Genomic DNA, 26436 nt, shown 5'->3' on the forward strand with positions numbered 1-26436 from the left:
CCAAGATCGGCTCCCCCTACCACTGGGGCTCGACCGGTCCGAGCGAGTTCGACTGCTCCGGCTTCATGATGTGGGCCTACGAGCAGGCCGGCTACCAGCTCGGCCGCGACACCTACGCCCAGATGGGCGACGGCTCGCCCGTCGCCTCCGTCTCCGACCTGCGCGTCGGCGACCTCGTCTTCTTCAACAGCGGCGAGCACGTGGGCATGTACGCCGGCAACGGCATCGTCCTGCACGCCCCGCACACGGGCGCCGTCGTCCGCTTCGAGTCCATCTCGACGATCGGCTCCATCTACATGATGCGCCACATCTGAGCCGCAGAGCCCAGTCACGAGGGCCCCTGCCCGGTGGATCGACCGACGGCCAGGGGCCCTCCGCATGACCGCGCCGATGACCGTGACCGTGGAACCGGCCCCGACCGCACCGGCCCTGACGCTCCGTCCCTGGCGGGACTCGGGAACCATGAGGCCCGCGCCTGACTCGCCGACCTGGACGCGCGACACCCTCCTCGGCCGGCCTGTCGAGGGAGCAGGGCACGGTCGTCAGCCACTGCACCGTCAAGGCGGCCCACCGGCAATTGCTCAAGCGGTCCGGCCGGGAACCGGCGTGACGCGCGGCGGTGCACGCGTCCGTCGCCTAGAGCCTCCAGTGCAGAGCTGACGCGTCGTCGTGGCGCTTGCCGCGGAAGGCGCTGTCCGGGAGGGCGAGTTCGGCCTTGCGGACGGCGTCCACGAGGTGGGAGGGGCCGTCGGTGGCGAGGGCGTCGAGGAGCTCGGTCCAGGTCCAGCCGAAGCGGTCGACGAGGCGGGTGACACCGTCGGAGAGTGCGGCGGCGTCGCGGATGTGGGCGAGCGGGAAGGACGCGAGGACGGCGTGCTCCGCCGCGTCGGGGCGGGCCGAGGCGACCCAGAAGCCGCCGGGGGTGTTGCGCAGGGCGCTGACGGAGTCCCGGTCGTAGGCCGGGAGATGGTCGATGCGGTCGTCCGCGACGAGGTCGAGATGGCCGTCGACGGTGCGGACGACCGCAGGGGAGTCGGCGAGGACCAGGCAGTCGAGGCGGTCGGCGACCGGGTCCGCGCGCAGCAGCGCGACGGTGCTCGACGGGCTCTCGGGATTGCCGTGGTCGCACTGGGGGTGCAGGTCGCGGGTGCGCAGGATCGCCTGCCGCAGCACCTCCTGCAGCGGCTCGTCCGGGTGCGCGAGCAGGAACGCCGCGAGCTGGCCGGCCAGGCGTGCGACGAACCACGGGACATCGTGGACGCAGCCGGTGGGCAGGCCGCTGGGGGTCGCGCCGTCAAGGACGAGCGCGAAGTTCGGTCCGGCGAGGACGAAGTCCTCGTTCGCCGCCGTGTCCGGGCTCGGCTCACAGCTGTAGCGGATCTCCACGGCTCTCCTCGGGCTCGGCCCCGGGCTCGGCCCGGGCAGGGGGCATATGCGACCTTCTCCGATCATGCCCCGAGTGGCCCCGGAGACGCGTGAGGCTTCTCTACGCTGGCTGCCATGGATCCTTCGGACCCCGCGCCCGGACCGCGGCGGCTGGACCCGCCCGCCGCAGCGGCACTGCTGCGGCTGGCCGCCCACGTGGAGCGCGACCTGCTGGCGGCGGGGCTGAACGCCAAGCCCTACGAGGTGACCCCGTCCTCGCTGGCCGGGGTCGAGGTGGAGGTCGACGCCTTCGACGACGCCGTCGGCGGCGTCTGGCTCCACTGGAGAACCCACCCGTCCGTCGGCCCGGACGGGCCGGACGCCCTCTCGGTCCGCGTGGTCATGGCCGAGGCGCTCGTCCGCACGCTCGCCGCCCTCGGCTACGCCGCCGAGCACGGCGACGACAGCCTGCGCCCCTTCGCCGTCCGCGTCCTGGCCGGGCCCGACGACTGACCCGAGCGAACGACTAGGCCACCGACACCGGGCGCAGTTCGCAGAAGCCGTCGGAGCCGATGTTCAACGCGTGGTTGCTGATGTTGTAGACGTGCTCGCTGGCGACCAGCCAGACCAGGTCGCAGATCTGACGCTCGCCGTAGTGCCGGGCCAGCCGCGCGAACGTCTCCGGGCGAACGTGCCGGTCCTCGGCCACCTCACGCACGTAGTCCAGCGCGGCGCGCTCGGCCTCGCTGAACAGCCCGCTGGTGCGGTACTCGGGCAGGGCGTCCAGGCGCTGCGTGCTGACGACGCCCTTGCGCAGCGCGTACCAGCGCGTCACGTCCTGGCAGAACAGGCAGCCGTTGGCGCCGGCGACCGTCTCGCGGACCAGCACCACGGTCTCGGCGGGGAGGGTGAGCCTGCGGTCGAGTCGGCTGATCTTCGTGTAGAAGCCGAGGAAGGCGAACGGCATCCGTGCGCTGAAGACCGCGAACGGCGTCGGGACCTTGCCGAACTGGCGGCGGCAGACGGCGAACACCAGGCGCAGCGCGAGGCCGCGCGGCTTCTCGATCGGGGACAGGAACGGCGTCGACATGGAAGATCGCCTGCCTTTCGGACGAGGGAGTACGGCACCGGTCACTGCTATGACACGTCGCACCCCGCCGGTGTGACGCACACGTTCGGTCCCGTGCCAGACTGGGCCCGATGGACGACGAGAAGTGGTTCGCGGAGCGGTTCGAGGAGCACCGGCCCCGGTTGCGGGCGGTGGCCTACCGGATGCTCGGGTCCTTCGCCGACGCGGAGGACGCGTTGCAGGACGCCTGGCTGCGGATCAGCCGGGCGGACGTGCGTGCCGCCGAGATCGAGAACCCGGCAGGGTGGCTGACGACGATCGTCGGCCGGGTCTGCCTGAACGCGCTGCGCAGCCGCCGCACCCGCGCCGAGGAGCCGTGGGACGGGAGCCTGCCCGACCCCGTGGTCGCCGAGGACGGGCCGCCCACCCCGGAGGATGCCGCGCTGCTCGCCGACGACGTCGGCCTGGCCCTGCAGATCGTCCTCGACACGCTCTCGCCGGACGAGCGGCTGGCGTTCGTGCTGCACGACATGTTCGAGGTGCCCTTCCCGGAGATCGCCGCCGTCCTGGAGCGCGAGGACGCGGCGACCCGCCAGCTCGCGAGCCGGGCGCGCAAGCGCGTGTCGACGGCCCGGATCCCCGAGCAGCAGCGGGACGTCGCCCGGCAGCGCGCGGTGGTCGACGCCTTCTTCGCCGCGGCACGCGAGGGGGACCTCGACGCGCTGGTGTCGGTGCTGCACCCGGACGTCGTGGCCCGGGCCGACTTCGGGGCGATCAAACTGCCCCGGCCCGCGCTGGTGCGCGGCGCCCGGACGGTCGCCCAGAACGCGAAGATCGGCTACGTCCCGGCGGCCGAGCTGCGGCCGGTGCTGGTCAACGGCGCCGCCGCCGCGCTGGTCGTGCGTGACGGGCGGCCCACCACCATCATGGCGTTCACCGTCGTCGACGGCCTCATCACGGCCCTCGACATCTACGGCGACCCGGACCGGGTCCGCGAACTCGCGACGCCGGTGCTGTCCTGACGCGGGGTCGGTCCCGGATCGGGTTCCGGCGTAGCCGTCAGATCTGGCGCGGCGGTCAGTTCTGGCGCAGCGGCGGCATCGGCACCGGGACGCCGTAGCTGGAGGACCCGACGCCGACGCCGCCCTGGCAGCTGTTGGGAGGGTCGGTGGTGACGCCCTTGGTCGAGGGCGTCTCCGCCGCCCAGAACATGTAGCCGAGCATGCCGGGCGTGGTGCCCGCCCCGGCGGGGGCCGCGCTCTGGGCCCACGAGCCCGTGGTGTTCTGCACCGACGTCGAGAAGTTCGTGCACTCGGGCCGGACCGAGGAGCCCTCGGCGATGTAGAGGCTGCCGGTGAACTTCGCCGGGGCCAGCGGCGGGATCGGCGGGCTGTAGGTCGGCTTGCCGGAGAGGTGCTCCTGCCAGTTGGACTCCGCCGTCGACGCGTTCGGCTGCTTGTTCGGCACCATCGCGTTGGCGTAGTCGAGCACGGGGTTGCCGGTGATGAGCCAGTTGGCGGTCGCGTACTGGGTCAGGCCGACGAGCCAGCGGTCGCCCGCGGCGAGGTCGATGGTGAGACGTGCGGTCGGGTCCGCGCCGGTGGCGTCGTAGGGGTGGGCCGCGCGGTAGGCGGAGACGAAGGACTGAAGGCCCGCCAGGTTCGGGCTGGAGGAGTTCTCGTAGTCGATCTCGATGCCCACGCCGAGCCGCGTCGCGAGCGCGGCGGCCTTCTGCCCGAGCAGGGTGGGGTTCTGCGCGAGGGCGGAGTCCCAGTCCCCCACGTAGGTGATGCCACCGATCGCGAGCATCACGCGGATCCCGTGGCTGGTGAAGTAGTCGACGACCGCCTGGGTCATGCCGTTGGGGACGCCGTCCGTGTCGCCGGAGTCGGTGGTCTGGTCGAGCAGTCGCAGCGGGTTGACGAAGCTCAGCACCACGAGGTTGACGGAGGGGTGGCCGTCGCCCCGGTCGATCAGCCAGTGGTTCTTCTGGTCGAAGTCCGTCATGTCGCGGACCGTCGCCCAGGTGCAGGCGTCGTCGGAGCAGTGCCAGGCGCCGTAGACCTGGATCGGGTCGGTGGCGGCCGTGGCGGCCGCGGCCTTCCCCGGCGCGGCGCCGCCGAGGGCGGCGGCCACGAGGGCGAGGGTTCCGGCGGCGAACAGGGTGGGGGTTCTGCCAACGTGCTTGCGCATCAACGCCTCCCGGCGAAGAGGGCTCGACAGGTCGCCCCAAGGGTGGTGATCCGCTGACGACCTGTCAATGGTACGGACCAATCCGGCCCACCCCTGTGGGGCCGGATCGGTCCGTTCGCTGCACGCTGCACGCTGCACGCCTCAGGGCGCAGCGCGGGTCAGGCGGCGCACGAGGTGAACGTCGGGTTGGTCTCGGCGACGTAGATGCTGGATCCGCCGGCGGCGTCCGTGGTGAGCGGCACGGTGATGCTGTCGGGGGCGGTCCACGGGAAGCCCTGGGCGTCGAAGGTCCAGTCGCCGGTGACCTGTGTCGCCAGCTCCGACAGTGCGACCCAGCCGTAGTCGCCGGCCGGGACCGGCATGGTGACCGTGTTGCCCAGTGTCTGGCTGATGCTGTTGGTGACGGAGCCGTTGACGGATGCCGTGACCTTGCCCTGCAGCGTGAGCGTGCCCTTGCCGCCGGGGACGGGGGCGGGGCCGCCGCCGTCGCCCTCCAGGCTGCCGCCCGGATCGAGCTCCACGCCCATGGAGCCGCCGATGGTGTCCGACCAGCCCGTGGTGTTGTTGATCTGGAAGGCCCAGGTGATCGGAGCGGAGGTGTTGTTGTACCAGACCGGCGAGACGCACTGCTTGGACAGCGGCGCGGCCGGGGCCTGGCTCGCCGTCGTCCACGAGCAGGTCGACGGGGCGTTCTCGCACGCGGTGGTGGCGTGGTCGAGAGCCAGGTTCCACGCCGCCTGGTGCGCGGCGGCGGGGAGCGTCCACTGCTGGGCCGCGGTCCCGTTGCAGCCGTAGCTGTCGGTCCAGGCGTCGCTGTACCAGGCGCCCATCAGCAGATCCAGGCAGTTGGAGGTGCCCTGCTGGCGGATCATGAAGGCGTTCTGCGACGATCCGGCGACCGGCTGGAAGTACCAGTTCTCGCTCGCGCGCCCGTCGCAGGGCTGCTGACGCAGCGGCAGGCCGGCGTCGATGCACAGGCCGGTGCCGTCGTCGACGATCGTGAACGAGGAGTCGGCGGCCGGGACGCCGATGTGCCAGGACTCGTCGTAGCCGGGCGACGTGTCGGTGACGATGATGGAACCGGCGCCCGGGGTGCCGTTCTGGTCGTCCAGGTCGTAGCCGTTGCTGACCGAGGTGATGGTCAGCCCGCTCAGCGTCGAGGCGTCGCCCGGCTTGGCGGACGCCGCGGCGGCGGGGCCCGACACGATCCCGAGCACGACGCAGCACGCCGCCAGTGCGGCGGCGATCAGCCTGCCCACGGACGCGGACGGCGTGGGGTTCGCGGCGATGCGCGCCATCAGCGTGCTCCCTCCGAGGACTGTCCCGCTCCGGTGCCGTCGGCGGTCGCGAAGCTCCGCTGCAGGCGCGGGAGCAGGTCGGCCAGGTCCTGGTCCCAGCAGCTCACGTCGTGGCCGCCGTCGCACTTCCCCCAGCCGGCGCCGTTGCCGTAGTCGACGAAGTACGGCGTCTGGCCGGCGCTGGTCAGCGCGCTGGCGAGGTGCTGGGACGAGCTCTCCAGCCACCACTCCCTGAGGTCCCCGCCCGGCCCGTTGCCGTTGCCGGTGTAGAGGGAGACGTTCATGCCCGCGAAGGCCGAGGCGTGCTGGGCCGGGTCCGCGGCGTTCCACAGCGAGTCGTTGTACGGCGGGGTGAGCGAGAACGGGTACGGCGAGCCGAACAGCGCGTCGCTGCTGACGGCCGGCTGGTAAGGGTCGCTGACCGGACGGCAGGCGCTCCACAGCTCGCTGCCGGGAAGGATGCCGCTGCTGACGACCGGAAGTGCTCCCTGGGCGTCGATGAGCGAGGCGATGACGACCTCGCGCAGGACCATCTCGTTCCCCGACAGGTCGTCGTCGCCCGAGAGGGAGGCGACCTGGCTGAACAGGTCGGGGTGGAGCTGGGCGAGGTGCAGGGCGCCGAAGCCGCCCATGGAGATGCCCGCGATGGCGCGGTCCTGCTTGTCGGCCCGCGTGCGCAGGTTGGCGTCGACGAACGGGATCACCTGGTCCACCTCGAAGTCCTCCCAGCGCTGGGCTCCGGCCGCGGTGCCCTGGTCCCGCCAGTTCGAGTACCAGCCGCGGGCGCCCCCGTCAGGCATGACGATGATCATGTCCGAGGTGTTCTTGACCGCGTTGAACTGCGGGAAGCCGGCCGCGCCGAAGTAGTCGCACGGGTCGCCAGGAGAGCCGTGGAGCAGGTACAGGACCGGGTAGCGCTTGGTCGGGGCGCTGTAGTAGTCGGCGGGCAGCACGATCCGGATGTGGTGTCCCACCGTGCCCGGGTCGTTGGCGACGTCGGGCGTCGTCACCGTGATCGTGAAGTCGGTGGCGCTGCCTGCGGGAACGCCCGGGTCGTGCAGGGACGGGTCGTCGACCTGGGTCAGCCCGAAGCCGTTGGTCAGCGCGGGCGGGCCGGACGCGTCGGCGTCGGCGGCGGGTGCGGCTTGCAGGGTCAGCGCCGCCAGTGCGGTGAGCGCGGCGGCGGCCGATAACGCCCGTGCTGTGCGGCGGCGGGCGGGCAGGAGCGATCGCATCAGGTGTCCTCGCGGTCGATGGAGTTGCCGGGGACCGAGACTAGCTTCTGTGAACGCTGATGTACATGGATCAGAGAACATCGGTGTTCATAAAGCGCGCGCCGCGTCCGAGCAGTCAGGACTCCAGCAGCGCTCGCACCAACTCGCTGATCGATCCCCGCAGTTCGGCCAGTCCGGCCACGTCGCCGACCTCGATGCGCGCGGACACCAGGGCGCTCACCGCGCCGATCACCGAGCGGCCGATGAAGCCCGGGTCCAGGCCGGACCGCCACCGCCCGCCGGCCCGGATCGCGTCGGCGACCAGCATGGCGAACCGCTCCTGACGCTCCATCCGGCGCGACACCGCCGCGTAGCCCGCGCCGTAGACCTCGATGAGGAACACCCGCGCCGAGGCGGGCGACGCGGCCAGGGTTCCCAGATAGGCGTCCATCACCCGGTCCAGCCGGGCCGTCACGGGGTCGTCCGGCGAGCCGAGCGCCTCCTCGATTCTCGCGACGAACCGGTCCGCGGACGCGTCGAACGCCGCCAGAAAGCACTCCTCCTTGTTGGCGAAGTGCTCGTAAAAGGTCTGACGGGAGATCCGGGCCCGCTTGAGCACGGCGCCGACGGTCGCCGCGCCGTAGCCCTGCTCCGCCACCACCTCCACCATGCCCGCGAGCATCCGGGCGCGCTGCGCCGAGCTGACCTCGTCCCGGCTCAGCCGGTGATGCCCCCGCGGCAGGGTGGGCACGCTCTCCGAATCCACGGCGGAAACCTACAGCCCCCGACACCTGGCGAGTAGTCAACGGAGCGGCGGGCCGCCGTTCCGCGCGTTTCCCTGCCGGACGCCGACTGTGCAACCGGCGGACCTGTTCCGGCTCACCCGCGGAGTCAGAATCGAGTGCCCGAGCATTGGGCTAGCCCAATAGTGAGCCCCGTCATGCGCACCCCCTCCCGCAGAAGGACGCCCGCGATGAGTCGATCCGCCCCGCCGTCGCCCACCCCCGCACGACGCACCGCCCGTCCCGTGGCCCTCGCCGCCGCCGCACTGACCGCGCTGGCCGCAGCGGTCGCGCCGGTGCTGGCCGCGCCCGCCCAGTCCGCGTCGGCCGCCACCCAGAGCGCGAACCTGCTCCTCAACGGCAACGCCGAGACCTCGCAGTGCAGTCCGGGCGGGTGGGAGGAGACCACCGTGCCCGGCTGGCAGATCACCTCCGGCGACCCGGTGATCAACTGCTACAACGCCACCAACGGCGCGAACACCACCACGCCCGGCTCGCCGACCAAGGGCACCGCCTACTTCCAGGGCGGCTCGCGCGGCTCCTCCGAGATGACGCAGGCCACCGACGTCTCCTCGGCCGCCACCGCGATCGACGCGGGCGGCGTGCACGCGACCCTCTCCGCCTGGCTCGGCGGCGTCAACGGATACAACGACGCCGCCGCGGTCACCGTCACCTACCGCAACGCCTCCGGCGCCTCGCTCGGCACCGCCACGATCGGCCCGGTGCTCGCCGCCGACCGCAGCAGCACCACCGAGTTCCTGCAGCGCAGCACCACCGCGGCCGTGCCCGTCGGCACCCGGTCCATCCTCACCACGGTCGACTTCACCATGACCGGCACCCAGAACGACGGCATGGCCGACGACCTGTCGCTCACCCTGGACACGCCGACCACCGCGCCGACGCTGACCGTGCCCGCGTCGACCGTGCCCGGGTACGACCACGTCTTCGTCGTGATGATGGAGAACAACAACTACTCCGCGTCCTCCAACACCGCCGACGGCGGCGCGGGCATCATCGGCAACTCCAGCGCGCCCTACATCAACAACACGCTGGTGCCGATGGGCTCGCTGCTCACCGACTACCACGCCAACACGCACAGTTCCGACCCGAACTACGAGGCCATCGCGTTCGGCAACTCCTACGGGCGCAGCAACAACAGCAACCCCGGCGCCGACTGCATCACCAACACCGCCTGCGCGGCGACCAACAACGGCCTGAACGACAACCTCGACGCGGCCGGCAAGAGCTGGAAGCAGTACGTCCAGAGCCAGACCAGCAACTGCCAGACGAGCAACAGCGGCAACTACGAGTCCGACGACGTCCCGTTCTACTACGACCCCAAGATGCAGAGCGACAACGCCTACTGCCAGGCGCACTGGCAGCCGCTGCCGCAACTGCTGAACACCGACCTCAAGTCGACCTCCACCACCCCGGCCTTCGTCTGGGCCGACGCCGACTCCTGCAACGACATGGAGGGCTGCGGCATCGCCGCCGGTGACACCTGGCTCAGCCAGACGCTGCCGACCCTGTTCGGATCCCCGGCCTGGACCCAGCAGAAGTCCCTGCTCGTCCTCACCTGGGACGAGGACGGCAGCGGCGGGCCCGGCGGCTTCGGCCCCGGCCAGAGCAACCAGGTCGCCACGATCGTGATCGGCTCGCAGGGCACGGTGAAGGCCGGCTACCAGGACGCCACACGCTACGACCACTACAGCACCGCCCGCGTCATCGAGGGTGCGCTCGGCCTGCCGAGCATGACCAACAACGACAAGTGGGCCACCCCGTACAACGAGGTCTTCACCGGCGCCCAGTCCGGCGGCAACACGGTGACGGTCACCAACCCCGGCGGCCAGACCGCGACCGCGGGCACCGCGATCTCCCCGCTCCAGCTTGCCGGGAGCGACTCGGCCTCCGGGCAGACGCTCAGCTGGACCGCGACCGGGCTTCCCGCCGGACTGTCCGTCAGCAGCTCCGGCGTGATCACCGGCACGCCCACCACGGCCGGCGCCTACCAGGTGACCGCGACCGCGACCGACGGCACCGGCGCGTCCGGCTCCGCCGGCTTCACCTGGACCGTCGGCGCCTCCGGCACCGCCTTCCAGCTGCCGATCGCCAACCCCGGCGCGGAGACCGGCTCCTGCGGCAGCGGGACGGGCGGCTACCCGGCGCAGGGCTGGACCGCCACCTCCAACCTGCCGCAGCAGGTCTGCTACGGCGCGCCCTCCTACCCGACCACGGCCCAGGGTCCGAAGGCCCCGGCCACGCCGGGCAACGCGTTCTTCGACGGCGGCCCCTACGCGTCCTCGCAGATGACGCAGACGGTCGACGTCAGCAGCCAGGCCACCCGGATCGCGACCGGCACCCTGCCCTACGACCTGTCCGGCTGGATCGGCGGCTACAGCACGCAGGGTGACAAGGCCGGTGTCGTGGCGACCTTCCTGAGCGCCTCCGGCGCCTCCCTCGGCACCGCCACGCTGGCCCCCGTCACTGCGGCGCAGCGCAGCAACCAGACGGAGCTGCTCCTGGAGCAGGCCACCGGCACCGTCCCGCAGGGCACCACCTCGGTCAGGTTCACCGTCTCCTTCACCCGGTCGGCGGGCACCGACGACGACGGCTACGTCGACGACCTCGGCATGACGTTCGGCAGCTGATCCCGCTCGTCCGATCCCGCTCGTCCCAGGGGGCGGCGACCGGCCTTCGGGCCGGGCGCCGCCCCCTGGCGGCTCGCGCTCACACTCCCGCGACCCAGCCCGGGGCCTCGGGCAGCACCTGCTGGGCGATCCGGAGCAGGGAGGCGGCATCCGGCGTCGTGCCGTCCTGGCGCCAGACCGCGAGCTCGAAGCTGCCGCCGCCGTCCTTGGCCGACTTCGCGACGACCAGGTGCCGGGCGATGCCCCCGGTGCCGCTGCCGGTCTGGCCGCCGCCGAAGGTGATCTCCATCGTGTGGTCCGAGTACGTCAGGGCCGCATGGCCGAGCACCGTGGTCGGCTGGACCGAGTCCGTGACGGCCGCGAGCGCCTCGACCGAGACGTCCTGGTTGTCGGTCAGCCGCACGTTGTAGGTGCCGAGCTGCACCTCCGCCGCGGCGTCGCTCTCCTTCGACCCGTCCGGATAGGTGAACGTGCTCCCCGCGGACTGTGCGAGCATGACGTGCTCGCCCGGCGCGCCGAGCAGTACCGGCAGGTCCGGCCGGTTGAGGGCGGCGCACAGGGCCGGGTACTCGGCCGCGTCGGACGGCTTGCGCGCCTGGCACCTCGCCGGGTTCCCCGCGTCCGCACCGTCGGCCGGCTTGCGGAACGTGCCGAGCCCCCACATCGCTCCGAGCGCGACCGCGACCAGTCCCAGCGCCGCCGCCACCTGAAGCCCCACGTTGACACTCTTCTCGGGTCTCTCCCCACCCTCGACCGACTCGTCGACCGACTCCACGGCCATGCGCTCATCCCCCCTGGTCACAGCTGTCCGCACGGCGTGCGGGCGGCGTGATCTTAGCCCACCCGGGGGAGGGGTCGAGGGGAGGTGCGAGGGGAGGCGCGAGCCCGGGTGCCATGAGAGGTCGTCAGAGTACGTACCGTTCTGGGTTCGTGTACGCCCGGCCAGGTCCCTCTGATGGCCCAGTCGCCCGTGCTTGAAATCTCAGATCTGAGATAGTGTGAGCCGTGTGACTGACGACTACCTCGTACGCATCGGCAAGCTCATCCGCACCGCCCGGCAGCACAAGGGCCTGACTCAGGCCGAGCTGGCGGAGGCGCTGACCACCAGTCAGAGTGCCGTGAACCGGATGGAGCGCGGTCAGCAGAATCTCAGCCTTGAGATGATCGCCCGAATCGGTGAGGCGCTCGACAGCGAGATCGTCTCCCTCGGGTACGCCGGTCCGATGCACCTGCGGGTCACCGGCGGGCGGCGCCTCACCGGCGCGATCGACGTGCGCAGCAGCAAGAACGCGGGCGTCGCCCTGCTGTGCGCGTCGCTGCTCACCACCGGTCGCACGACGCTGCGCCAGGTCGCGCGCATCGAGGAGATCTACCGCATCCTCGAGGTCCTGACCAGCATCGGCGTCAAGGCCCGCTGGATCAACAACGGCAACGACCTCGAGCTCACCCCGCCGGCCCGGCTCGACCTCGACGCCATGGACGCCGACGCCGCGCGCCGCACGCGCAGCGTGCTGATGCTGCTCGGCCCGCTGATGCACCTGGAGTCGCACTTCAAGCTCCCCTACGCGGGCGGCTGCGACCTCGGCACCCGGACCGTCGGCCCGCACCTGGCCGCGCTGCGCCAGTTCGGCCTGCGCGTCAACGCGACCGACGGCCACTACCACGCCGACGTCGAGCCCGGTGTCGCGCCCGGCCGCGCCATCGTGCTGACCGAGCGCGGGGACACCGTCACCGAGAACGTGCTGCTGGCCGCCGCCCGGCACCCCGGCGTCACGGTCATCCGCAACGCCAGCCCGAACTACATGGTCCAGGACCTCTGCTTCTACCTGGAGCGCCTCGGCGTCAAGGTCGAGGGCATCGGCACCACGACGCTGACCGTCTACGGCGTGGAGAAGATCGACTGCGACGTCGACTACGCCCCCGCCGAGGACCCGGTCGAGGCGATGAGCCTGCTGGCCGCGGCCGTGGTCACCTCCTCGGAGCTGACGATCCGCCGGGTGCCGATCGAGTTCCTGGAGATCGAGCTCTCCGTGCTGGAGGAGATGGGCCTCGACTACGACCGCAGCGAGGAGTACCTGGCCCGTAACGGCCGCACCCGCCTGACCGACCTGACGGTCCGGCCCTCCAAGCTGACCGCGCCCGCGGACAAGATCCACCCGATGCCGTTCCCCGGCATCAACATCGACAACGTGCCGTTCTTCGCCGCGATCGCGGCGGCCGCACACGGCGACACCCTGATCCACGACTGGGTCTACGACAACCGCGCGATCTACCTCACCGAGCTCAACCGCCTCGGCGCCAACGTCAAGCTCCTCGACCCCCACCGCGTCCTCGTCCAGGGCCCCACCACGCGCTGGCGCGCCTCCGAGATGATGTGCCCGCCCGCCCTGCGCCCCGCCGTCGTCGTCCTGCTCGCGATGCTCGCCGCCGAGGGCACCTCGGTGCTGCGCAACGTCTACGTGATCAACCGCGGCTACGAGGACCTCGCCGAACGCCTCAACTCGATCGGCGCGCGGATCGAAACCTTCCGCGACATCTGAGTCCTGCTGCGGTCAGGCCGGCTCGGCCGCGGTCCACTCGATCGCCGGGGGCACCACCCGTCCGCACACCGGGTGACCCTTGGCGTCGGTGAGGCCGAGGCGGCCGACCAGCGCGCCGCGCTGCCGTGCCTCGGCGAGGATCTCCGGCGGGACCTGCGCCAGCATCAGCTTGGCCCGGCGGAACATCCGCGCGCTCTGCTCCTGGGGCTGACGCCCGATCCAGGAGAGGTAGACGAAGCGACCCCCCAAGCGGTTCTGCACGTAGGGGCCACGCAGTTCCCCCTCCGGGGTGAAGGTGCAGTCGAACGCCCACCGGGCGGTTGGGGCGTCGCCAGACTGCGGGGCGAGCAGTTCGGTGGGTCGGTCCTTGCGCTGGACGGCGACCTCGATCCCGCCCGCGCCGGGGAAACCCGGCCCCGGGGCGCAGTCGCGGCCAGGGAGGGTGTGGGCTTCGATGCGCAGCTGCATGCTGCCAGTGTGGGGCGTCAGCGACGGCCGGCCCAGAGGGGGAGGCGCAGGTCGAGGCCGTCGAGGTCCGAGCCGGTGCGGGTGAGTGACTTGGCGACCGGGTCGGGGAAGGGCCAGGCGCCGAGGAGGGCGCCGGTCAGCAGGGTGGTGAGGCGGTGCCAGGTCAGGGCGCGGCGGACCATCGCGTGGTCGCTGCCGGGGATGACGCAGCGGGCCGCCTGCGTCCCAGTCATCCGGGCGCGTGCGGCGAGGTCGAGGGACTCCGCCGGGGACGTCACCCGGTCGTGGTCGGAGTGGATGACCAGCACCCGGTGGTCGGCGAGGTGCTCGACCGGCTCGCCCGGCGGGCACCACGGCGCGAGCGCGACGACCCCGGCGACGGACGCGTGCCCGCCGACGCGCAGGGCGGCGCGGCCGCCCATGGAGTGCCCCAGCAGGACCACCGGCACGCCGGACCCGACCTCCCGGACCAGCTCCGCGAGCGCCTCCTCCGCGTCCACGGCCGCGTCCGCCCGCTCGCCGTTCCAGCCCCGGCAGCGGTATTCCACCTCGGCCACGCCCAGGCCCTCCCCGAGCGGCGACCGCAGCAGCGCGCGTTCGAAGGGCCGCATCCGCTGCAGCGGCGGGTTCAGCCACGACGGCGGCTCGAGGCCGTGCTCCTCCCCGCCGTGCATCACGAGCACGACCCCGACGGTCGGCGGCACGGGGTGGTGACGCCAGATCAGCGGCACGGTGACGGCTCCCTCGGCTCGGCGGCTGTGCCGTAGAGCCTACGTGCACCACTCCAGGGGCCGTGTCAGCCCTCGGTGATCCGGGCCAGGACCGCGGGGCGCAGCGACGCCGCGTCCACGTCCAGCTCGGTGAGGACGGCGAGAGCCGTCGTGTGCTCCGCGTCGTCCGCGCCCGCGGCGAGGATGCCCAGCAGCATGTGCTCGGTGCCGAACCGCTCGTGGCCGAGCGCCTTCGCCTCGCGCAGCGTCTGCTCCAACGCGGCCTTGGCGTGCGGGGTGTAGGCCGGGCGCGGGAACTGGAACGCGCCCGCGCCGAAGCTCTCGTCCGCGCGGCGCCGGATCTCGGCGACGTCGATGCCGATCGACGCGAGCGCGTCGCTCGCCGGGCGGCCGCCGGCCGCGGCGACGCCGGCCTGTGTGAGCAGACGGACGGTCGCCTCGCGGGCGCGGTCGGGGGAGACGCCGTGGGCGGCGAGCACCGCCCCGGCCGTGCTCTCGGGATCGGCGGCCAGGCCGAGCAGCAGGTGCTCGGTCCCCATGAAGTCGTGGCCGAGCGCGATCGCCTCGTCCTGGCCGACGACGATGGCGCGCTTGGCGCGGCCGGTGAAGTACTCGAACATCCTCAGCTCTCCTTGCCCGTGGCCTTGCGCCTGCTCGCATGCTTCTCGTGGACCGACTGCCGGCTCACCTGGAGCGCCGACGCGATGCTCTGCCAGGTCCAGCCCTGGTCGCGCGCGTTGTCGACGTGCAGGCGTTCCAGCTCCTCCAGCAGCCGGCGCAGCGCGACGACCGCGCCCAGCCCGACGGCCGGGTCCCTGGCCGTGACCTGGCCCAGCAGGTCGGCGGCCGCTCCCCTGTCCTCGGCGGACCGGGCAGGCGCGGCGGACCGGGCAGGCTCGGGGGTGGACTCCTCAGGAACTCCCATGGCTGTCAGGGTACCCTGACAGCCATGGCGCGTGTCAAGGAATCCTGACACGCGCCATGCGCACCGGGGGCGGGGAAAGGGGTGGTGCCGAGGCGGGTTACTTCGCCAGCCGGCCCAGCAGCAGCGAGGCCGTCGTCACGCCGAGCGCCGCCGAGAAGGCGAGGACGCCGAAGTCCAGGCCCACGTGGGCGTGGATGCCCAGCAGCAGGCCGCGCAGCGCGTCGACCTCGTAGCTGAGCGGGTTGGCCTTGCTGATCGCCTGCAGCCAGCCCGGCATCACCGCAACGGGGTAGAGCGCGTTGGAGCCGAAGAAGAGCGGCATGGTGATGGCCTGGCCGATGCCCATCAGGCGGTCGCGGGTCAGCACGATCCCGGCGATCGTCATGGACAGGCAGGAGAAGAAGGCGGACCCGAGCACGACGATCGCGGCGACGCCGAGCAGCCGCAGCGGGTTCCACGTCAGCGCGACGCCGAGCAGCGCTGCGATGACGACCACGACCAGCGCCTGGATCACCGACTTCACCCCGGCTGCGAAGGCCTTGCCGGTGACGAGGGCGGCCCGGGGCGTCGGGGTGACCAGCAGTTTGGTCAGGACGCCCGAGTCCCGCTCCCAGATGATCATGATGCCGTAGAAGATGGCGATGAACATCGCGGACTGTGCGATGATCCCGGGAGCGAGATAGTCGAGGTACGGGATCCCGCCGGTGGGTATCGCGTGGATCCGGGTGAAGGTCTCGCCGAAGATCAGCAACCACAGCGCGGGCTGGATCGCCCGGGTGTAGAGCTCGGTCCGGTCGTGGCGCAGCTTCTGCAGCTCGACCGTGCACATCGCCCCGACGCGCGCGAGCACCAGCCGCCAGGCCGTGCGCGCGGGCGGCGGGTTGAGCAGCAGGCGCAGCTCGACCGGCCGCGGACCGGCGGTCAGCGCGGCGGTACCGGTCGCGGTGCCGACTGCGGGGCTGGAAGCTGCGGCACCGGTGGAGCCGGAAGCGGCGCCGGCCTCGGCGGGGTCGGCCTCAGCGGAGGCGGGCGGCGGAACGGGTGCGGCGGACATCGCGGAAATCCCCTCCCTCGTCGGGTCGGTCGGCGCCGGTCAGACCGGCGCCGGCGTGGTGGCGGAAGACGTCCTCGAGGCTGACCCGGTCCGGGTCCGCCCCGAGCTGTGCGGCCAGGTCGGCGCGCAGCTCGCCCGGCGCACCCATGGCCTGGATCCGGCCACGGTGCATCAGGGCGAGCCGGTGGCAGTGCTCGTCGGCCTCGTCCATGTAGTGCGTGGTGACCAGCACGGTCATGCCGGTCCCGGCGCGGACCTGGGCGATGCAGTCCCAGACGCTGGCGCGGGCCAGCGGGTCGAGTCCGATGGTCGGCTCGTCGAGGATCAGCAGACGCGGCGCGCTGACCAGGGCCTGGGCCAGCTCCAGTCGGCGGACCATGCCGCCGGAGTAGGTGCCCGCGAGCCGCCCGGCCGCCTCGGTGAGGTCGACGGCCGTCAACGCTTCGTCGACCCGGTCGCGGCGTTCGGACCGCGGCACGTCGAAGACGCGGGCGAACAGCTCGACGTTCTCACGGCCGGTCAGGCCGCTGTCGGCGGACAGTTGCTGCGGGACGTAGCCGAGCAGGCGGCGCACCTGCATGCGCCTGCGCGCGCAGTCCAGGCCGAAGACGCTGATCTTCCCGGTGGGGACGGGCAGCAGCGTGGTGATCGCGCGGATCGCCGTCGTCTTGCCCGCGCCGTTGGGGCCGAGCAGCCCGAAGACCTCGCCCTGGGCGACCTCCAGGTTCAGCCCGTCGACGGCGCGCGTCTCGCCGAAGGAGTAGGTGAGGTCGGTGCAGCGCAGCGCGGGTTCCGCGGCGTCGCCGGTGGCGGCGTCCGTACGGGCGGGGCCCGCTGCGGGTGCGGTGGTCATGACGTGGCCTCCTCGCGCAGTCCCTCGGCCAGGCGGCGCAGTGCGGGCAGCGCTGCGGCGAGGGCCTGGTGGTCGGCGTCGTCCAGTCGTCCCAGTTGGTCGGCGAGGAGCGCACTGCGTCGCGCGTCCCAGGCGGCCAGGCGGGCGACCGCCTCGGGCTCGGCGTGCAGGCGCGCGGCGCGCCCGTCCTTGGGATCCGTCTCCCGGCGCAGCAGGCCCGCCTTGGTCAGCTGGTTGACCAGCGTGGAGACGGAGTTGTCGGCGAGGAACAGCTCCTGCGCCGCCTCGGAGACGCGCAGGCCGGGCTGGGCCGCGACCAGGCGCAGCAGCTCGATCTGCGCTCCGCGCAGCCGTGGCGCTTCGAGGCCCGAGCGCAGTCGCCGCCGCACCAGCCGCTGGATCGCGGGCAGCAGCTCCGCGAGCTCGGCGGAGGGATCGGGGTTGTCGGTGTTCACCCCTCTATTACCTCTCAATGAGAGGTAATAGTCCAGAGGGCCGGAGCGGAAAGATCGCTGAGGAGCGGGAGTCGGACCCTGTGGGGCGGCTATGCGGCCACGGCCTTGGCACGGTCGGCGGCGATGTGGACCGCGAGGCCGGCCAGGACGGTCCCCATGGCGTAGCGCTGGACCTTCACCCAGGCCGGGCGTCGCGAGAAGAACGACGCGATGCTTCCGGCCCCCATCGCGATCAGCGCGTTGCCCGTCAGGGCGATCGCGATCTGCGTCAGGCCCAGCAGGAGTGACTGCTCCGCGACGTGGCCGCGCGACGGGTCCACGAACTGGGGGAGCAGTGAGACGTAGAGGACGGCCAGCTTCGGGTTGAGCAGGCACGTCAGGAAACCCATGGCGTACAGGCGGCGGGGGGAGTCGGGCGGCAGCGGCTGCGGCGCGAAGACCGCGGTTCCGCCCGGCTTGACCGCCTTCCAGGCAAGCCAGAGCAGATAGGCGGCACCCGCCAGCTTGATCGCGGTGTAGAGCACGGGCACGAGCGTGAAGACGGTGACGATGCCCGCCGTCACGGCCACGAGGTAGACCAGGAAGCCGGTGCCGACGCCCATGAGCGAGATCAGTCCCGCGCGGCGGCCCTGCACGATCGACCGCGAGACCAGGTAGATCATGTTCGGCCCGGGGGTGAGCACCATCCCCAGGGCGACGGCGGCCAGACCGAGTTCCGCGTGGGCACTGATCATATTCATGAGTCCGAGGCTAGAGACCCGCGCCAGTCGGTGCAATACTGATATTGCCCTCGGTGCAAGTTGGGGAATGACTCGATCTGATCGGCGAAAGGACCCGGCCGGTGGACGACTACCGCCTGTTCGCGGACGAGATGGCGGACGCCATCGCGGCGGGTCGGCTGCGCCCCGGCGAGCGTCTGCCGACGCAGCGCGCCTTCGCGCGCCGCCGCGGCATCGCCGCCTCCACCGCCGGGCGCGTCTATGCGGAACTGGTGCGGCGCGGCCTGGTCGTCGGCGAGGTCGGGCGCGGCACCTTCGTCCGGGCCGCCGCCGGGCTGCCCGGCGCGGGGCTGCCGCTCGGCGAACCCTCGCACGCCAGGGTCGACCTGGAGCTCAACTACCCCGTCGTCCCCGGGCAGTCGGCGCTGCTCGCCGCCGCGCTGACCCCGATGCTGCGGCCGGACGCGCTCGACCTCGCCCTGCGGCCGAGCCGCGCCGAGGGCACGCCCGCCGCGCGCGCGGCCTTCGCCGCCTTGCTGGCTCAGGACAACTCCGCTCTGTCGGCGGGCGATTGGGTGCCCGAGCCGGAGGCCCTGCGGTTCGCGGGCAATGGCCGCCAGGCGCTCTCCGCCGTCCTCGCGGCGTTGGTCCTGCCCGGACAGCGGCTCGGTGTCGAGGAGTTGACGTATCCGGTGGTCAAAGCCACCGCCCAGCGCCTCGGCATCGTCCTGGTGCCGATCGCGGTCGACGGTGACGGCCTCGACCCGGACGCGCTCGCCGCCGCCCACCGGACGGCCCCGCTGCGTGCCGTCTACCTCCAGCCCCGCGTCCACAACCCGCTCGGCCTCACCATGCCGCCGCAGCGCCGCGAGCGGCTGGTCGAGATCCTGCGGTGGCTCGACCTGCCCGCCGTCGAGGACGCCGTCTGGGCGTTCCTCCGCCCGGACCTGCCACCGCTCGCCGCGCTCGCACCCGAGCGGATCGTGCTGGTCGACAGCCTGTCCAAGCGCATCGCGCCGGGCCTGAGCACCGGCGTCGCCGTCGTGCCCGAGACCTATCGGGAGCAGGTCACCGCGTCACTGCGGGCCGGGAGTCTGCTGCCGAGCGGCTTCGCCCTGGAGGCGGCGGTCCGCTGGATCGGCGACGGCACGGTGGCCGCGATCGGCGCGGCCAAGCGCGCCGATGCGACGGAGCGTCAACGCGTCGCGCGCGAGCAGCTGCCGGACGCGGTCCTGCGCGGCGACCCGGGCTCGTACTACTGCTGGTGGGAGCTGCCGCCGACGTGGCACGCCGAGACCTTCGTCGCCGCCGCGGCACGCGCGGGCATCGGCCTCACCCCCGCCGCGGCCTACGCCGTCGGCTCGCGCACCCCACGCGCGGCCGTCCGCCTCGGTCTCGCCTCGCCGACGCTCCCCGTCCTGGCGGAGACCCTCACCACCCTCGGGCGACTCGCTCGCAGTACACCGGAAGAACAGGTCGAGTGACGCTCCGTCACGAGTCGTCCTGGACACTGCCCGGGTGACGACCTCGAAGAGCACCCTCGCCGTCGACGCCGCCCAGCGCCGCCTGGACGCGGGCCCGGACCCGTCGTCGCGCGCCTCTCCGCGCGTCTGGAGCTGCCGGCCGCACTGGAGGGGAGGAGGCCGCGAAGGCGAACGCGGGCGTGAGGCCGCTGCGCGCCCCGACGGACGGTCCGTCCGACGGCGGGTGAAGCCGCGTGGTGGCCGTGCGAGGTCGGTTCCGCTGCGCTGGGCCGAGACCTGATCAGCCGGGCCCCGGCTGCGTGGTCCCAGCCCTCGCGGACGGCGGGGTCGGCGGCGGAGACGGGGGCGCGTCGCGGGCGGCGACGGCGCCGGCAGCCGTCGCCGCGGCGATGGAGACGAGGGCGCCGAGCAGCAGCGCCGCCGACTCTCCCGGACGCAGCAGATGGAGCTGGGTGCCGAGCGCCGCGGCGGCCACCGGGACGCCCAACTGGGCGGAGGCCAGTACGCCGTGGCTGAGGGGCTGGCCGGTCAGCCGCATCGACGCGTGAGCGAGGATCGTCGCCGCGCCGAGGAGCAGGCCCAGCAGGATCGCTGAGGGGTGGCTGCCGAGCTGGCGCAGGTCCAGCGAGGCGCCGAGCCAGACGAAGAAGAGCGGCCCGAGGAAGCCCTCGGCGAGTGCGAAGAGCTGTCGGGCGAGCCGACGCGGCTCGCCGATCGCGGCGACGACCAGGCCGAACGAGAATCCCGCCAGCATGATGGAGACGTGGGTGTGGGTCGCCAGCGCGGCCAGCGCGAACAGGATCGCCAGGCTGATCCGCAGCTCCATTGCGAACTTGCGCTCCTTCGAGAGCCGGTGGAGGCGGCGGTGCCACCCCCGCCGCTCCGCCTGCCGCAGGACCAGGAACAGCAGCGTCGAGCAGCCCAGCACCGCCGCCGCGCCGAGCGCGGCGCGTGCCGCGTGGGCCGGATCGACGGCCAGCGGCAGCGCGATGATGCACGCGGTGTCCGCGACCGCGATCTGCGGCAACAGGGCCAGCACGGACGGCCCGCCGAGGTGCAGCGCGTCGATGATCGGCAGGATCAGCGCGGCGGAGGACGAGGCGAACAGCACCGCGTACAGGGCGGTGTGTCCGGTGTGGAAGCCGCGGGACAGCGCGAAGGCGGGCACCACGCCGACCGCCGCGACGGCGACCGCCCGCAGCGTCCCCTTGACCAGTCCGCCGCGCAGCGCCCTGTCCCGCACGGGGACGTGGGCGCCCGCGACGAACATGATCAACGCGAAGCCCATGTCGGCGAGGAAGGCGAAGGTCTTGTCCCCCGCATGCAGGTACCCGGCGAAGGTCGGCCCCAGCAGCACGCCCGCCACCAGCTCGCCGATGACGACCGGGATCCGCCAGCTCGACCGCAGCGCGAGCAGCGGGCCGAGCATCCCGGCCAGCATGATGACCGCCAGGGTCGAGAAGTCCACGCGCCGTCACCCTTCGCCGCTGCTGTGCCCGGGGAAGCGTAATGCGCTCCGGGCCGCTGCGCGGTCAGGCCGTACCGAGGTCAGGCGGCTCAGGGGTCGGTCGGGCCCGTGGCAGGCGGCCCTGCGGTCAGACGGCCTGCGGTCAGATGTCCCTGTGGTCGGACGGTCCTGCGGTCGGACGGTCCTGCGGCTGGCCGGTCCCGTGCTCAGGCGCAGGCGCGGAACACCGGCAGGTGGGTGTGCGGCGCCGGCGGGGCCAGGTGCACCCGGGTGCCCTCGGGGACGGTGCCGGGCAGCGCGTCGTCGAGGGACGCCTGCACGGTGAACCCCTCCTCCAGCACGACCAGGCAGATCGTCTCGCCGTCGGTGTACTGGCGGTGGCGTGGTGTCAGCAGTCGGTGCACGATGCCCGCCCCGGTGCTGGCCTGCTCCTGCAGCTCTGACGAGCCGCAGATCGGGCAGAGGAGCGTGGCGCGCCCGGTGGCCGAGCCGCACCAGCCGCAGCGGTGGTAGCGCAGGACGGGCGCGGTCTCCTCGTCGCCCGTGGGGGCGGCGGCGAGGGGCGCGACCGGAACGAGGGTGGAAACGGGCATGGGGGCTCCAGTGAACGGGGTGGTGGGGTCGTTCAGCGGCGCAGTGCCGGTTCGACTCTATGGCACTCAGTGCCCCACGTAAAGGCACTCAGTGCCCTCGCCTCCGAGGCGCGACCACGGAACTCGTGCGTGGCCCTCCCGTGGCCCTCCCGTGGCCCTCCTTGGCTACTGCCCGAGGGCGCTCTCGACGTCCCTGACGACCTGCCAGAGCGGCGTGCCCTTGCGCGCGAGCATCACCACGACCTGCTCGTCCTCGCCGTCCACCGGGGTCACGCGGTCCATCGGTGCCGCCGGCGCCTTCGCGAGGGCATCGCCGGCCGCCGCGTCCACCGAGCCGCCGCTGAGGGGAGGGGCGGGGGAGAAGGCACGGGTGACGTACCCGAGCGCCTCGTCCATCGCCGCCTGCACGTCGCCCTCGCCGCCCGCGCGCAGCCAGGTGCGCAGGGCGTGGTTGTGCGCGGCGACCACCGCGGCCGACACGACGTCCGCGCGCAGCGCGCCGTCGGCTCGGTCCGCGCCGCGCTCGCGCAGGTGCTCCGCGAGGGCGCGCTCGTAGCGCCACACCACTGACAGCTCGTGCGCGCGCAGCCCGGGGACCTGGCGGGTCAGCCGGTACCGCTGGACGGAGAAGAGCGGATCGGCCGCGTACATCCGCAGCACCAGCCGGGACGCGTCGCAGACCTGGGCGACCGGGTCGCCGTCGAGGGGGGCGGTGTGCAGGAACTCGGTCATGTCGACCAGGCAGCCCTCGTGGTCGGGGAAGACCACGTCCTCCTTGGAAGGGAAGTAGCGGAAGAACGAGCGGCGTCCGACCCCGGCCAGCGAGACGATGTCGTCGATCGTGGTCTGCTCGAAGCCGCGGTCCAGAAAGAGCTGGAACGCGGCCTGGACCAGCGACTCCCGCATGGTCGGCTTGGCGTCGTCCCCGGTGCTCACAGCTGCTGCCATGTGCAGAACGTAACACCAGATCGGGGTCCGGAGCTCCCCCACGATGGCACTGAGTGTGCATAATCGAGGGTACTGAGTGCCATACGGGTGCCGAGGGGCGCCGACAGATCTCGGGAGCGAACGTGAGCGCAGATTTCGACCTGTTCCAGATCTCCGAGGAGCACCAGATGCTCCGGGAGACGGTCCGGGGCCTGGCTGAGGCGAAGATCGCCCCGTTCGCCACCGAGGTGGACGAGCAGGCTCGCTTCCCGCAGGAGGCGCTCGACGCGCTCGTCGCTTCCGACCTGCACGCCGTCCACGTCCCCGAGGAGTACGGCGGCGCGGGCGCCGACGCGCTCGCCACCGTGATCGTCATCGAGGAGGTCGCGCGCGTCTGCGTCTCCTCCTCGCTGATCCCGGCGGTCAACAAGCTCGGCTCCCTCCCGGTGATCCTCTCCGGCTCCGAGGAGCTGAAGAAGCAGTACCTCTCCCCGCTCGCCAAGGGCGACGCGATGTTCTCCTACTGCCTCTCCGAGCCGGACGCCGGCTCCGACGCGGCGGGCATGAAGACCCGCGCGGTGCGCGACGGCGACGACTACGTCCTCAACGGCGTCAAGCGGTGGATCACCAACGCGGGCGTCTCCGAGTACTACACGGTCATGGCCGTCACCGACCCCGAGAAGCGCTCCAAGGGCATCTCCGCGTTCGTGGTCGAGAAGGGCGACGAGGGCGTCTCCTTCGGCGCGCCGGAGAAGAAGCTCGGCATCAAGGGCTCGCCGACCCGCGAGGTCTACTTCGACAACGTCCGCATCCCGGCCTCCCGCATGATCGGCGCCGAGGGCACCGGCTTCGCCACGGCGATGAAGACCCTCGACCACACCCGCATCACCATCGCCGCCCAGGCCCTCGGTGTCGCCCAGGGCGCGCTCGACTACGCCAAGGGCTACGTGAACGAGCGCAAGCAGTTCGGCAAGGCGATCGCCGAGTTCCAGGGCATCCAGTTCATGCTCGCCGACATGGCCATGAAGCTCGAGGCCGCCCGCCAGCTCACCTACGCCGCCGCGGCCAAGTCCCAGCGCGTCGACTCCGACCTCACCTTCTTCGGCGCCGCGGCCAAGTGCTTCGCCTCCGACGTCGCCATGGAGGTCACCACCGACGCCGTCCAGCTCCTCGGCGGCTACGGCTACACCCGCGACTACCCGCTGGAGCGCATGATGCGCGACGCCAAGATCACCCAGATCTACGAGGGCACCAACCAGGTCCAGCGCATCGTCATGGCCCGTAACCTGCCGTAGGGACAAAAGAGCAGGTCATCGGCCTCATTGGGCCATCGAAACAGGTGCCCTTCCGAGCCCGGAAGGGCACCTGTCTGCGTAGATGTCCGACATCTGCGAGGGCATGGCGGTGCGACTAGGACGGCGATGATGGGAATCGGGCCGTCGTCGGAGGTCAGCGGCTTGCGGCGGTCCGGCTGCCCCGGCTTCCTCCGATGCTCCACGCGGCCCGTGAGCGCGACTGTTGCGCGTGTGTTGCGTCAGAGATGCGCCAGGCCGTATTAGCTCCCGACGTGGGCTGCTGACGCCGCGTTCGCCGGTGGGCAGCCGAGAGCCGCAGCATGCACGGAGAGTGAGTTTTGGCTGGTCCGGATCTGCTCCGACATGGGAATCGACATGGGTCGCACGAAGATCTTTGCGGTGGGGCAGATCGCGGCGACGTTCAAGGTGGCCCCGGTGCTCTTCCTGATCGGCGGGTGCTGGGGGCCGTGGCCCTGTGGCCGGTCGCGGTCCTGCCCCGCTCGGCCGTGCTGCCCCACGGCCTCGGTCGAGTCCCGATCGGGCTGCGGGGCGTCCTGCCCGCGATCACCCTGCCGATCGGCTTGGCCGGCGTCCCCGCAGCCCTGGTCTGGACCTGCCTCGAACTGCTGGAGGAACCGTGATCTGCGGTCGGCGCAGGACGTCGGTCCGACCGACGCCCCGCACCGGCCTCACCCCCGCTATCGGTCGCGTGCGACCGTCCAGGTCGGCAGGAGCGCGAACAGTGACACGGCGTCCGGCCGCCAGCGCCCCCGCCAGGTGGCGGCTAGGGCCGCCGCCTCCCGTGCGTGGCGCTCGGCCTCGGCCCGGAGGGATTGGTCGATCCCGTGCGCCCGCGCGATGCCGCGGATCCGGTCGAGCGTGTCCGCGTCGCCGTCCGAATCTCCCAAGGCAGCGCCCAGCAGCTTGCGCTCGCTCTCGTCCGCGGCGGCCAGCAAGGCGCGGACGGCATAGCTGCGGCGGCCGGAGCGGATGTCGGACCCGGGGGACTTGCCGAGAGTCTCCGCATCGCCGAACAGGTCCAGCCAGTCGTCGTGGATTTGGTTGGCGATGCCCAACGCGGTGGCGTAGCGGCGTAGTTCGCCGTCGTGTTCGGACGGGTCGGCGCCGGCGGCGAGCAGCCCCAGCCTCAGGGGAGCGAGCACGGAGTAGCGCGTCGACTTGTACTCGGTGACCGCGTGCAGGAGATCGGTCGAGGGCTCGGGGTGGGAGTCGCGTTCCAGGTCCAGGAGCTGCCCGGTGATCGTGGTTGCTCCGACGTCCGCGTGGAGGGAGGCCATCGCCAGTGCGAGAGCGGGAGGCAGGCCGCTGTTGAGCAGCACGCGCACGGACAGGAAGGCCGCCAGGTCGCCGGCGAGGATGGCAAGGGCGAGGGCGGTGTCGGGCCGATCCGGGAACTCGCGCAGGTAGGCGTAGTAGGTGGAGGGGCCGCCGCGGCGAGCGGGTGTGTCGTCGATGATGTCGTCGTGGACCAGGCCATGCGTGTGCAGCAGTTCGATGCTGATGGCGGCCTCGTCCAGGCCGGCCACGGGTTCGTCGGTGACCAGCGCGGCCGCCTCGTACAGCAGGACCACGCGCAGGCGTTTGCCCCCGCGCAGCGAGAGCTCGCGCACCAGGTCGAGGGCCCGGGCCGTGAACCGGCTGAACGCGGGGGTCTCCAGGGCGCCGCCCGCGCCGTTGGCGCCGTCGGTCAGGGAATCGAAGTAGGCCGCGAGGCGGTCGTTGAACCGGCGCCGGCGGTCGGCCGCGCGCTGCAGGACCGCGGTGAGAGTGTCGTCGTCCACCGGGCCACCCTTTCACTCCTCTACGGGCCGAACGCTGCCGCCGCTCGTCCGTAGGCCTGTCAGACGGCTCCGGCGACGAGAGTGCTCACCCGCTGGCGGCTAAGGACCGTAGTCTCTCTCACGGTCGGACGAGTCCCATGAGGCGACCGGGGCGGAGGGGGCGGCAGGGACGCGTCGTGGGCGAAGCCCATGCGGCGCAGGCCGGCGGTGGTGTGGGCGGTGAGTAGGCCGCGTGCGTCGGCGGCGCGCGCTTCGCACAGAGCCTCGGCGATGTCCAGGTGGTGACGAGGTCGGGCGACTCGTCTGCTGCCTGCTCGGGGACCTCGACCTCAAGGTCCGTCCGTACTTGAGTCCCGGCCGACCCCCCTCCGCCAGGTCCAACGTGACGTGCCCGAGCCGTCTGTCCATCGGCTCAACGCGCCTGAGTGCCGTCCGACCGTCCATCACCGGTGCATTTGGCCTGTCCGCCGCGCCGGGCGGGGCGGGCCTCGTGTGAGGTCGGATTGCCGGTACCGTGCGGTGTCTACGGCGTCAGATAGCGGGCGCCAAAACC

The 26436-nt window shown here is 72.3% G+C and carries 27 protein-coding genes; 8 read left to right on the top strand and 19 right to left on the bottom strand.

Annotation, left to right across the window (positions count from 1 at the left end; translation table 11 throughout):
• On the top strand, positions 1-314 hold a 314-nt coding region (locus tag TR49_RS37095), incomplete at its 5' end, for a C40 family peptidase (RefSeq protein ID WP_042390293.1).
• A gap of 322 nt (positions 315-636) precedes the next feature.
• Here TR49_RS37095 and TR49_RS37100 read toward each other — a convergent pair.
• Positions 637-1386, bottom strand: a complete 750-nt coding sequence (locus tag TR49_RS37100; RefSeq protein WP_042390295.1) for a hypothetical protein — start codon at positions 1384-1386, stop codon at positions 637-639.
• A gap of 114 nt (positions 1387-1500) precedes the next feature.
• On the opposite strand from TR49_RS37100, the gene TR49_RS37105 reads away from it, so the two are divergent.
• Positions 1501-1878 carry a hypothetical protein gene (locus TR49_RS37105; RefSeq protein WP_052434952.1) on the top strand — a complete coding sequence of 126 codons (378 nt, stop codon included), beginning with the start codon at positions 1501-1503 and terminating at the stop codon, positions 1876-1878.
• 13 nt (positions 1879-1891) lie between these two features.
• Here the strand turns inward: TR49_RS37105 and TR49_RS37110 are convergent, their stop codons facing one another.
• A complete protein-coding gene (locus tag TR49_RS37110; protein ID WP_042390298.1) occupies positions 1892-2455 on the bottom strand; it encodes a carboxymuconolactone decarboxylase family protein in 564 nt (187 codons plus the stop codon).
• 110 nt (positions 2456-2565) lie between these two features.
• Between TR49_RS37110 and TR49_RS37115 the strand changes: the two genes are divergently transcribed.
• A complete protein-coding gene (locus tag TR49_RS37115; RefSeq protein ID WP_042390299.1) occupies positions 2566-3456 on the top strand; it encodes a sigma-70 family RNA polymerase sigma factor in 891 nt (296 codons plus the stop codon).
• A 55-nt stretch (positions 3457-3511) separates the two neighbouring features.
• Here the strand turns inward: TR49_RS37115 and TR49_RS37120 are convergent, their stop codons facing one another.
• The 4 genes from TR49_RS37120 to TR49_RS37135 all read right to left on the bottom strand — a co-directional run bounded on the left by TR49_RS37120 (position 3512) and on the right by TR49_RS37135 (position 7905).
• Complete coding sequence (locus tag TR49_RS37120) at positions 3512-4627, bottom strand: glycoside hydrolase family 18 protein (RefSeq protein ID WP_042390301.1); 1116 nt, start codon at positions 4625-4627, stop codon at positions 3512-3514.
• A gap of 158 nt (positions 4628-4785) precedes the next feature.
• Positions 4786-5925, bottom strand: a complete 1140-nt coding sequence (locus tag TR49_RS37125) for an RICIN domain-containing protein (RefSeq protein ID WP_042390304.1) — start codon at positions 5923-5925, stop codon at positions 4786-4788.
• The gene (locus TR49_RS37130) at positions 5925-7160 is read right to left on the bottom strand and encodes an alpha/beta hydrolase (protein ID WP_042390306.1); all 1236 of its coding nucleotides are present in this window, start codon (positions 7158-7160) and stop codon (positions 5925-5927) included. Before TR49_RS37130 ends, TR49_RS37125 begins: the two co-directional genes overlap by 1 nt.
• Positions 7161-7275: 115 nt before the next feature.
• Complete coding sequence (locus TR49_RS37135) at positions 7276-7905, bottom strand: TetR/AcrR family transcriptional regulator (protein ID WP_042390308.1); 630 nt, start codon at positions 7903-7905, stop codon at positions 7276-7278.
• Positions 7906-8112: 207 nt separating this feature from the next.
• Between TR49_RS37135 and TR49_RS40670 the strand changes: the two genes are divergently transcribed.
• Positions 8113-10569, top strand: coding sequence for an alkaline phosphatase family protein (locus tag TR49_RS40670; protein WP_152627666.1), 2457 nt, complete (start codon positions 8113-8115; stop codon positions 10567-10569).
• Between the two features lie 79 nt (positions 10570-10648).
• Here the strand turns inward: TR49_RS40670 and TR49_RS37145 are convergent, their stop codons facing one another.
• Positions 10649-11350 (bottom strand): DUF6215 domain-containing protein, encoded by a 702-nt coding sequence (locus tag TR49_RS37145; RefSeq protein ID WP_042390310.1) that lies wholly within the window; start codon positions 11348-11350, stop codon positions 10649-10651.
• Between the two features lie 226 nt (positions 11351-11576).
• Between TR49_RS37145 and TR49_RS37150 the strand changes: the two genes are divergently transcribed.
• Entirely contained in the window at positions 11577-13109 is a 1533-nt protein-coding gene (locus TR49_RS37150) for a UDP-N-acetylglucosamine 1-carboxyvinyltransferase (protein WP_042390312.1), read from the top strand.
• Between the two features lie 12 nt (positions 13110-13121).
• On the opposite strand, the gene TR49_RS37155 is transcribed toward TR49_RS37150, so the two are convergent.
• The 8 genes from TR49_RS37155 to TR49_RS37190 all read right to left on the bottom strand — a co-directional run bounded on the left by TR49_RS37155 (position 13122) and on the right by TR49_RS37190 (position 18329).
• Positions 13122-13577, bottom strand: coding sequence for a DUF5990 family protein (locus TR49_RS37155; protein WP_042390316.1), 456 nt, complete (start codon positions 13575-13577; stop codon positions 13122-13124).
• 17 nt (positions 13578-13594) lie between these two features.
• The gene (locus TR49_RS37160) at positions 13595-14308 is read right to left on the bottom strand and encodes an alpha/beta hydrolase (RefSeq protein WP_063770262.1); all 714 of its coding nucleotides are present in this window, start codon (positions 14306-14308) and stop codon (positions 13595-13597) included.
• A 65-nt stretch (positions 14309-14373) separates the two neighbouring features.
• Positions 14374-14928, bottom strand: coding sequence for a Clp protease N-terminal domain-containing protein (locus TR49_RS37165; RefSeq protein ID WP_042390318.1), 555 nt, complete (start codon positions 14926-14928; stop codon positions 14374-14376).
• Between the two features lie 2 nt (positions 14929-14930).
• Complete coding sequence (locus TR49_RS37170; RefSeq protein ID WP_236653705.1) at positions 14931-15233, bottom strand: hypothetical protein; 303 nt, start codon at positions 15231-15233, stop codon at positions 14931-14933.
• A 97-nt stretch (positions 15234-15330) separates the two neighbouring features.
• Positions 15331-16287 (bottom strand): ABC transporter permease, encoded by a 957-nt coding sequence (locus tag TR49_RS37175; RefSeq protein ID WP_042390321.1) that lies wholly within the window; start codon positions 16285-16287, stop codon positions 15331-15333.
• Positions 16250-17140: an ABC transporter ATP-binding protein gene (locus TR49_RS37180; protein WP_084725806.1), complete on the bottom strand. Its 891-nt coding sequence runs from the start codon at positions 17138-17140 to the stop codon at positions 16250-16252. Before TR49_RS37180 ends, TR49_RS37175 begins: the two co-directional genes overlap by 38 nt.
• Positions 17137-17595 (bottom strand): MarR family winged helix-turn-helix transcriptional regulator, encoded by a 459-nt coding sequence (locus TR49_RS37185; protein ID WP_042390324.1) that lies wholly within the window; start codon positions 17593-17595, stop codon positions 17137-17139. Before TR49_RS37185 ends, TR49_RS37180 begins: the two co-directional genes overlap by 4 nt.
• A gap of 89 nt (positions 17596-17684) precedes the next feature.
• Entirely contained in the window at positions 17685-18329 is a 645-nt protein-coding gene (locus tag TR49_RS37190; RefSeq protein ID WP_042390326.1) for a LysE family translocator, read from the bottom strand.
• Between the two features lie 107 nt (positions 18330-18436).
• Between TR49_RS37190 and TR49_RS37195 the strand changes: the two genes are divergently transcribed.
• Positions 18437-19798 (top strand): aminotransferase-like domain-containing protein, encoded by a 1362-nt coding sequence (locus TR49_RS37195; protein WP_042390329.1) that lies wholly within the window; start codon positions 18437-18439, stop codon positions 19796-19798.
• A 280-nt stretch (positions 19799-20078) separates the two neighbouring features.
• On the opposite strand, the gene TR49_RS37200 is transcribed toward TR49_RS37195, so the two are convergent.
• The 3 genes from TR49_RS37200 to TR49_RS37210 all read right to left on the bottom strand — a co-directional run bounded on the left by TR49_RS37200 (position 20079) and on the right by TR49_RS37210 (position 22807).
• The gene (locus TR49_RS37200) at positions 20079-21266 is read right to left on the bottom strand and encodes a cation:proton antiporter (RefSeq protein WP_042390332.1); all 1188 of its coding nucleotides are present in this window, start codon (positions 21264-21266) and stop codon (positions 20079-20081) included.
• A gap of 206 nt (positions 21267-21472) precedes the next feature.
• On the bottom strand, positions 21473-21859 hold the full coding sequence (locus TR49_RS37205) for a PhlB family protein (protein WP_042390334.1): 387 nt from the start codon (positions 21857-21859) through the stop codon (positions 21473-21475).
• A gap of 165 nt (positions 21860-22024) precedes the next feature.
• Positions 22025-22807: a TetR family transcriptional regulator gene (locus TR49_RS37210; RefSeq protein ID WP_042390336.1), complete on the bottom strand. Its 783-nt coding sequence runs from the start codon at positions 22805-22807 to the stop codon at positions 22025-22027.
• Between the two features lie 122 nt (positions 22808-22929).
• Here TR49_RS37210 and TR49_RS37215 point away from each other — a divergent pair, with 122 nt between their 5' ends.
• Both TR49_RS37215 and TR49_RS37220 read left to right on the top strand, forming a co-directional pair.
• Positions 22930-24081 (top strand): acyl-CoA dehydrogenase, encoded by a 1152-nt coding sequence (locus TR49_RS37215; RefSeq protein WP_439654164.1) that lies wholly within the window; start codon positions 22930-22932, stop codon positions 24079-24081.
• 455 nt (positions 24082-24536) lie between these two features.
• A complete protein-coding gene (locus TR49_RS37220) occupies positions 24537-24722 on the top strand; it encodes a hypothetical protein (protein ID WP_042390337.1) in 186 nt (61 codons plus the stop codon).
• Positions 24723-24779: 57 nt separating this feature from the next.
• Here the strand turns inward: TR49_RS37220 and TR49_RS37225 are convergent, their stop codons facing one another.
• The gene (locus TR49_RS37225) at positions 24780-25883 is read right to left on the bottom strand and encodes a polyprenyl synthetase family protein (RefSeq protein WP_042390341.1); all 1104 of its coding nucleotides are present in this window, start codon (positions 25881-25883) and stop codon (positions 24780-24782) included.
• Positions 25884-26436 lie beyond the last annotated feature (553 nt).

Origin of the sequence: Streptacidiphilus melanogenes, assembly GCF_000787835.1 — a bacterium.
Classification (GTDB): domain Bacteria; phylum Actinomycetota; class Actinomycetes; order Streptomycetales; family Streptomycetaceae; genus Streptacidiphilus; species Streptacidiphilus melanogenes.

What these genes read in the sequence shown, in the direction of transcription:
- TR49_RS37145 (WP_042390310.1), bottom strand. Translation starts at nt 11,350, where the DNA reads ATGGCCGTGGAGTCGGTCGACGAGTCGGTCGAGGGTGGGGAGAGACCC.
- TR49_RS40670 (WP_152627666.1), top strand. Translation starts at nt 8,113, where the DNA reads ATGAGTCGATCCGCCCCGCCGTCGCCCACCCCCGCACGACGCACCGCC.
- TR49_RS37115 (WP_042390299.1), top strand. Translation starts at nt 2,566, where the DNA reads ATGGACGACGAGAAGTGGTTCGCGGAGCGGTTCGAGGAGCACCGGCCC.
- TR49_RS37210 (WP_042390336.1), bottom strand. Translation starts at nt 22,807, where the DNA reads ATGGCAGCAGCTGTGAGCACCGGGGACGACGCCAAGCCGACCATGCGG.
- TR49_RS37120 (WP_042390301.1), bottom strand. Translation starts at nt 4,627, where the DNA reads ATGCGCAAGCACGTTGGCAGAACCCCCACCCTGTTCGCCGCCGGAACC.
- TR49_RS37125 (WP_042390304.1), bottom strand. Translation starts at nt 5,925, where the DNA reads ATGGCGCGCATCGCCGCGAACCCCACGCCGTCCGCGTCCGTGGGCAGG.
- TR49_RS37155 (WP_042390316.1), bottom strand. Translation starts at nt 13,577, where the DNA reads ATGCAGCTGCGCATCGAAGCCCACACCCTCCCTGGCCGCGACTGCGCC.
- TR49_RS37105 (WP_052434952.1), top strand. Translation starts at nt 1,501, where the DNA reads ATGGATCCTTCGGACCCCGCGCCCGGACCGCGGCGGCTGGACCCGCCC.
- TR49_RS37180 (WP_084725806.1), bottom strand. Translation starts at nt 17,140, where the DNA reads ATGACCACCGCACCCGCAGCGGGCCCCGCCCGTACGGACGCCGCCACC.
- TR49_RS37165 (WP_042390318.1), bottom strand. Translation starts at nt 14,928, where the DNA reads ATGTTCGAGTACTTCACCGGCCGCGCCAAGCGCGCCATCGTCGTCGGC.
- TR49_RS37205 (WP_042390334.1), bottom strand. Translation starts at nt 21,859, where the DNA reads ATGCCCGTTTCCACCCTCGTTCCGGTCGCGCCCCTCGCCGCCGCCCCC.
- TR49_RS37130 (WP_042390306.1), bottom strand. Translation starts at nt 7,160, where the DNA reads ATGCGATCGCTCCTGCCCGCCCGCCGCCGCACAGCACGGGCGTTATCG.
- TR49_RS37175 (WP_042390321.1), bottom strand. Translation starts at nt 16,287, where the DNA reads ATGTCCGCCGCACCCGTTCCGCCGCCCGCCTCCGCTGAGGCCGACCCC.
- TR49_RS37110 (WP_042390298.1), bottom strand. Translation starts at nt 2,455, where the DNA reads ATGTCGACGCCGTTCCTGTCCCCGATCGAGAAGCCGCGCGGCCTCGCG.
- TR49_RS37190 (WP_042390326.1), bottom strand. Translation starts at nt 18,329, where the DNA reads ATGATCAGTGCCCACGCGGAACTCGGTCTGGCCGCCGTCGCCCTGGGG.
- TR49_RS37170 (WP_236653705.1), bottom strand. Translation starts at nt 15,233, where the DNA reads ATGGGAGTTCCTGAGGAGTCCACCCCCGAGCCTGCCCGGTCCGCCGCG.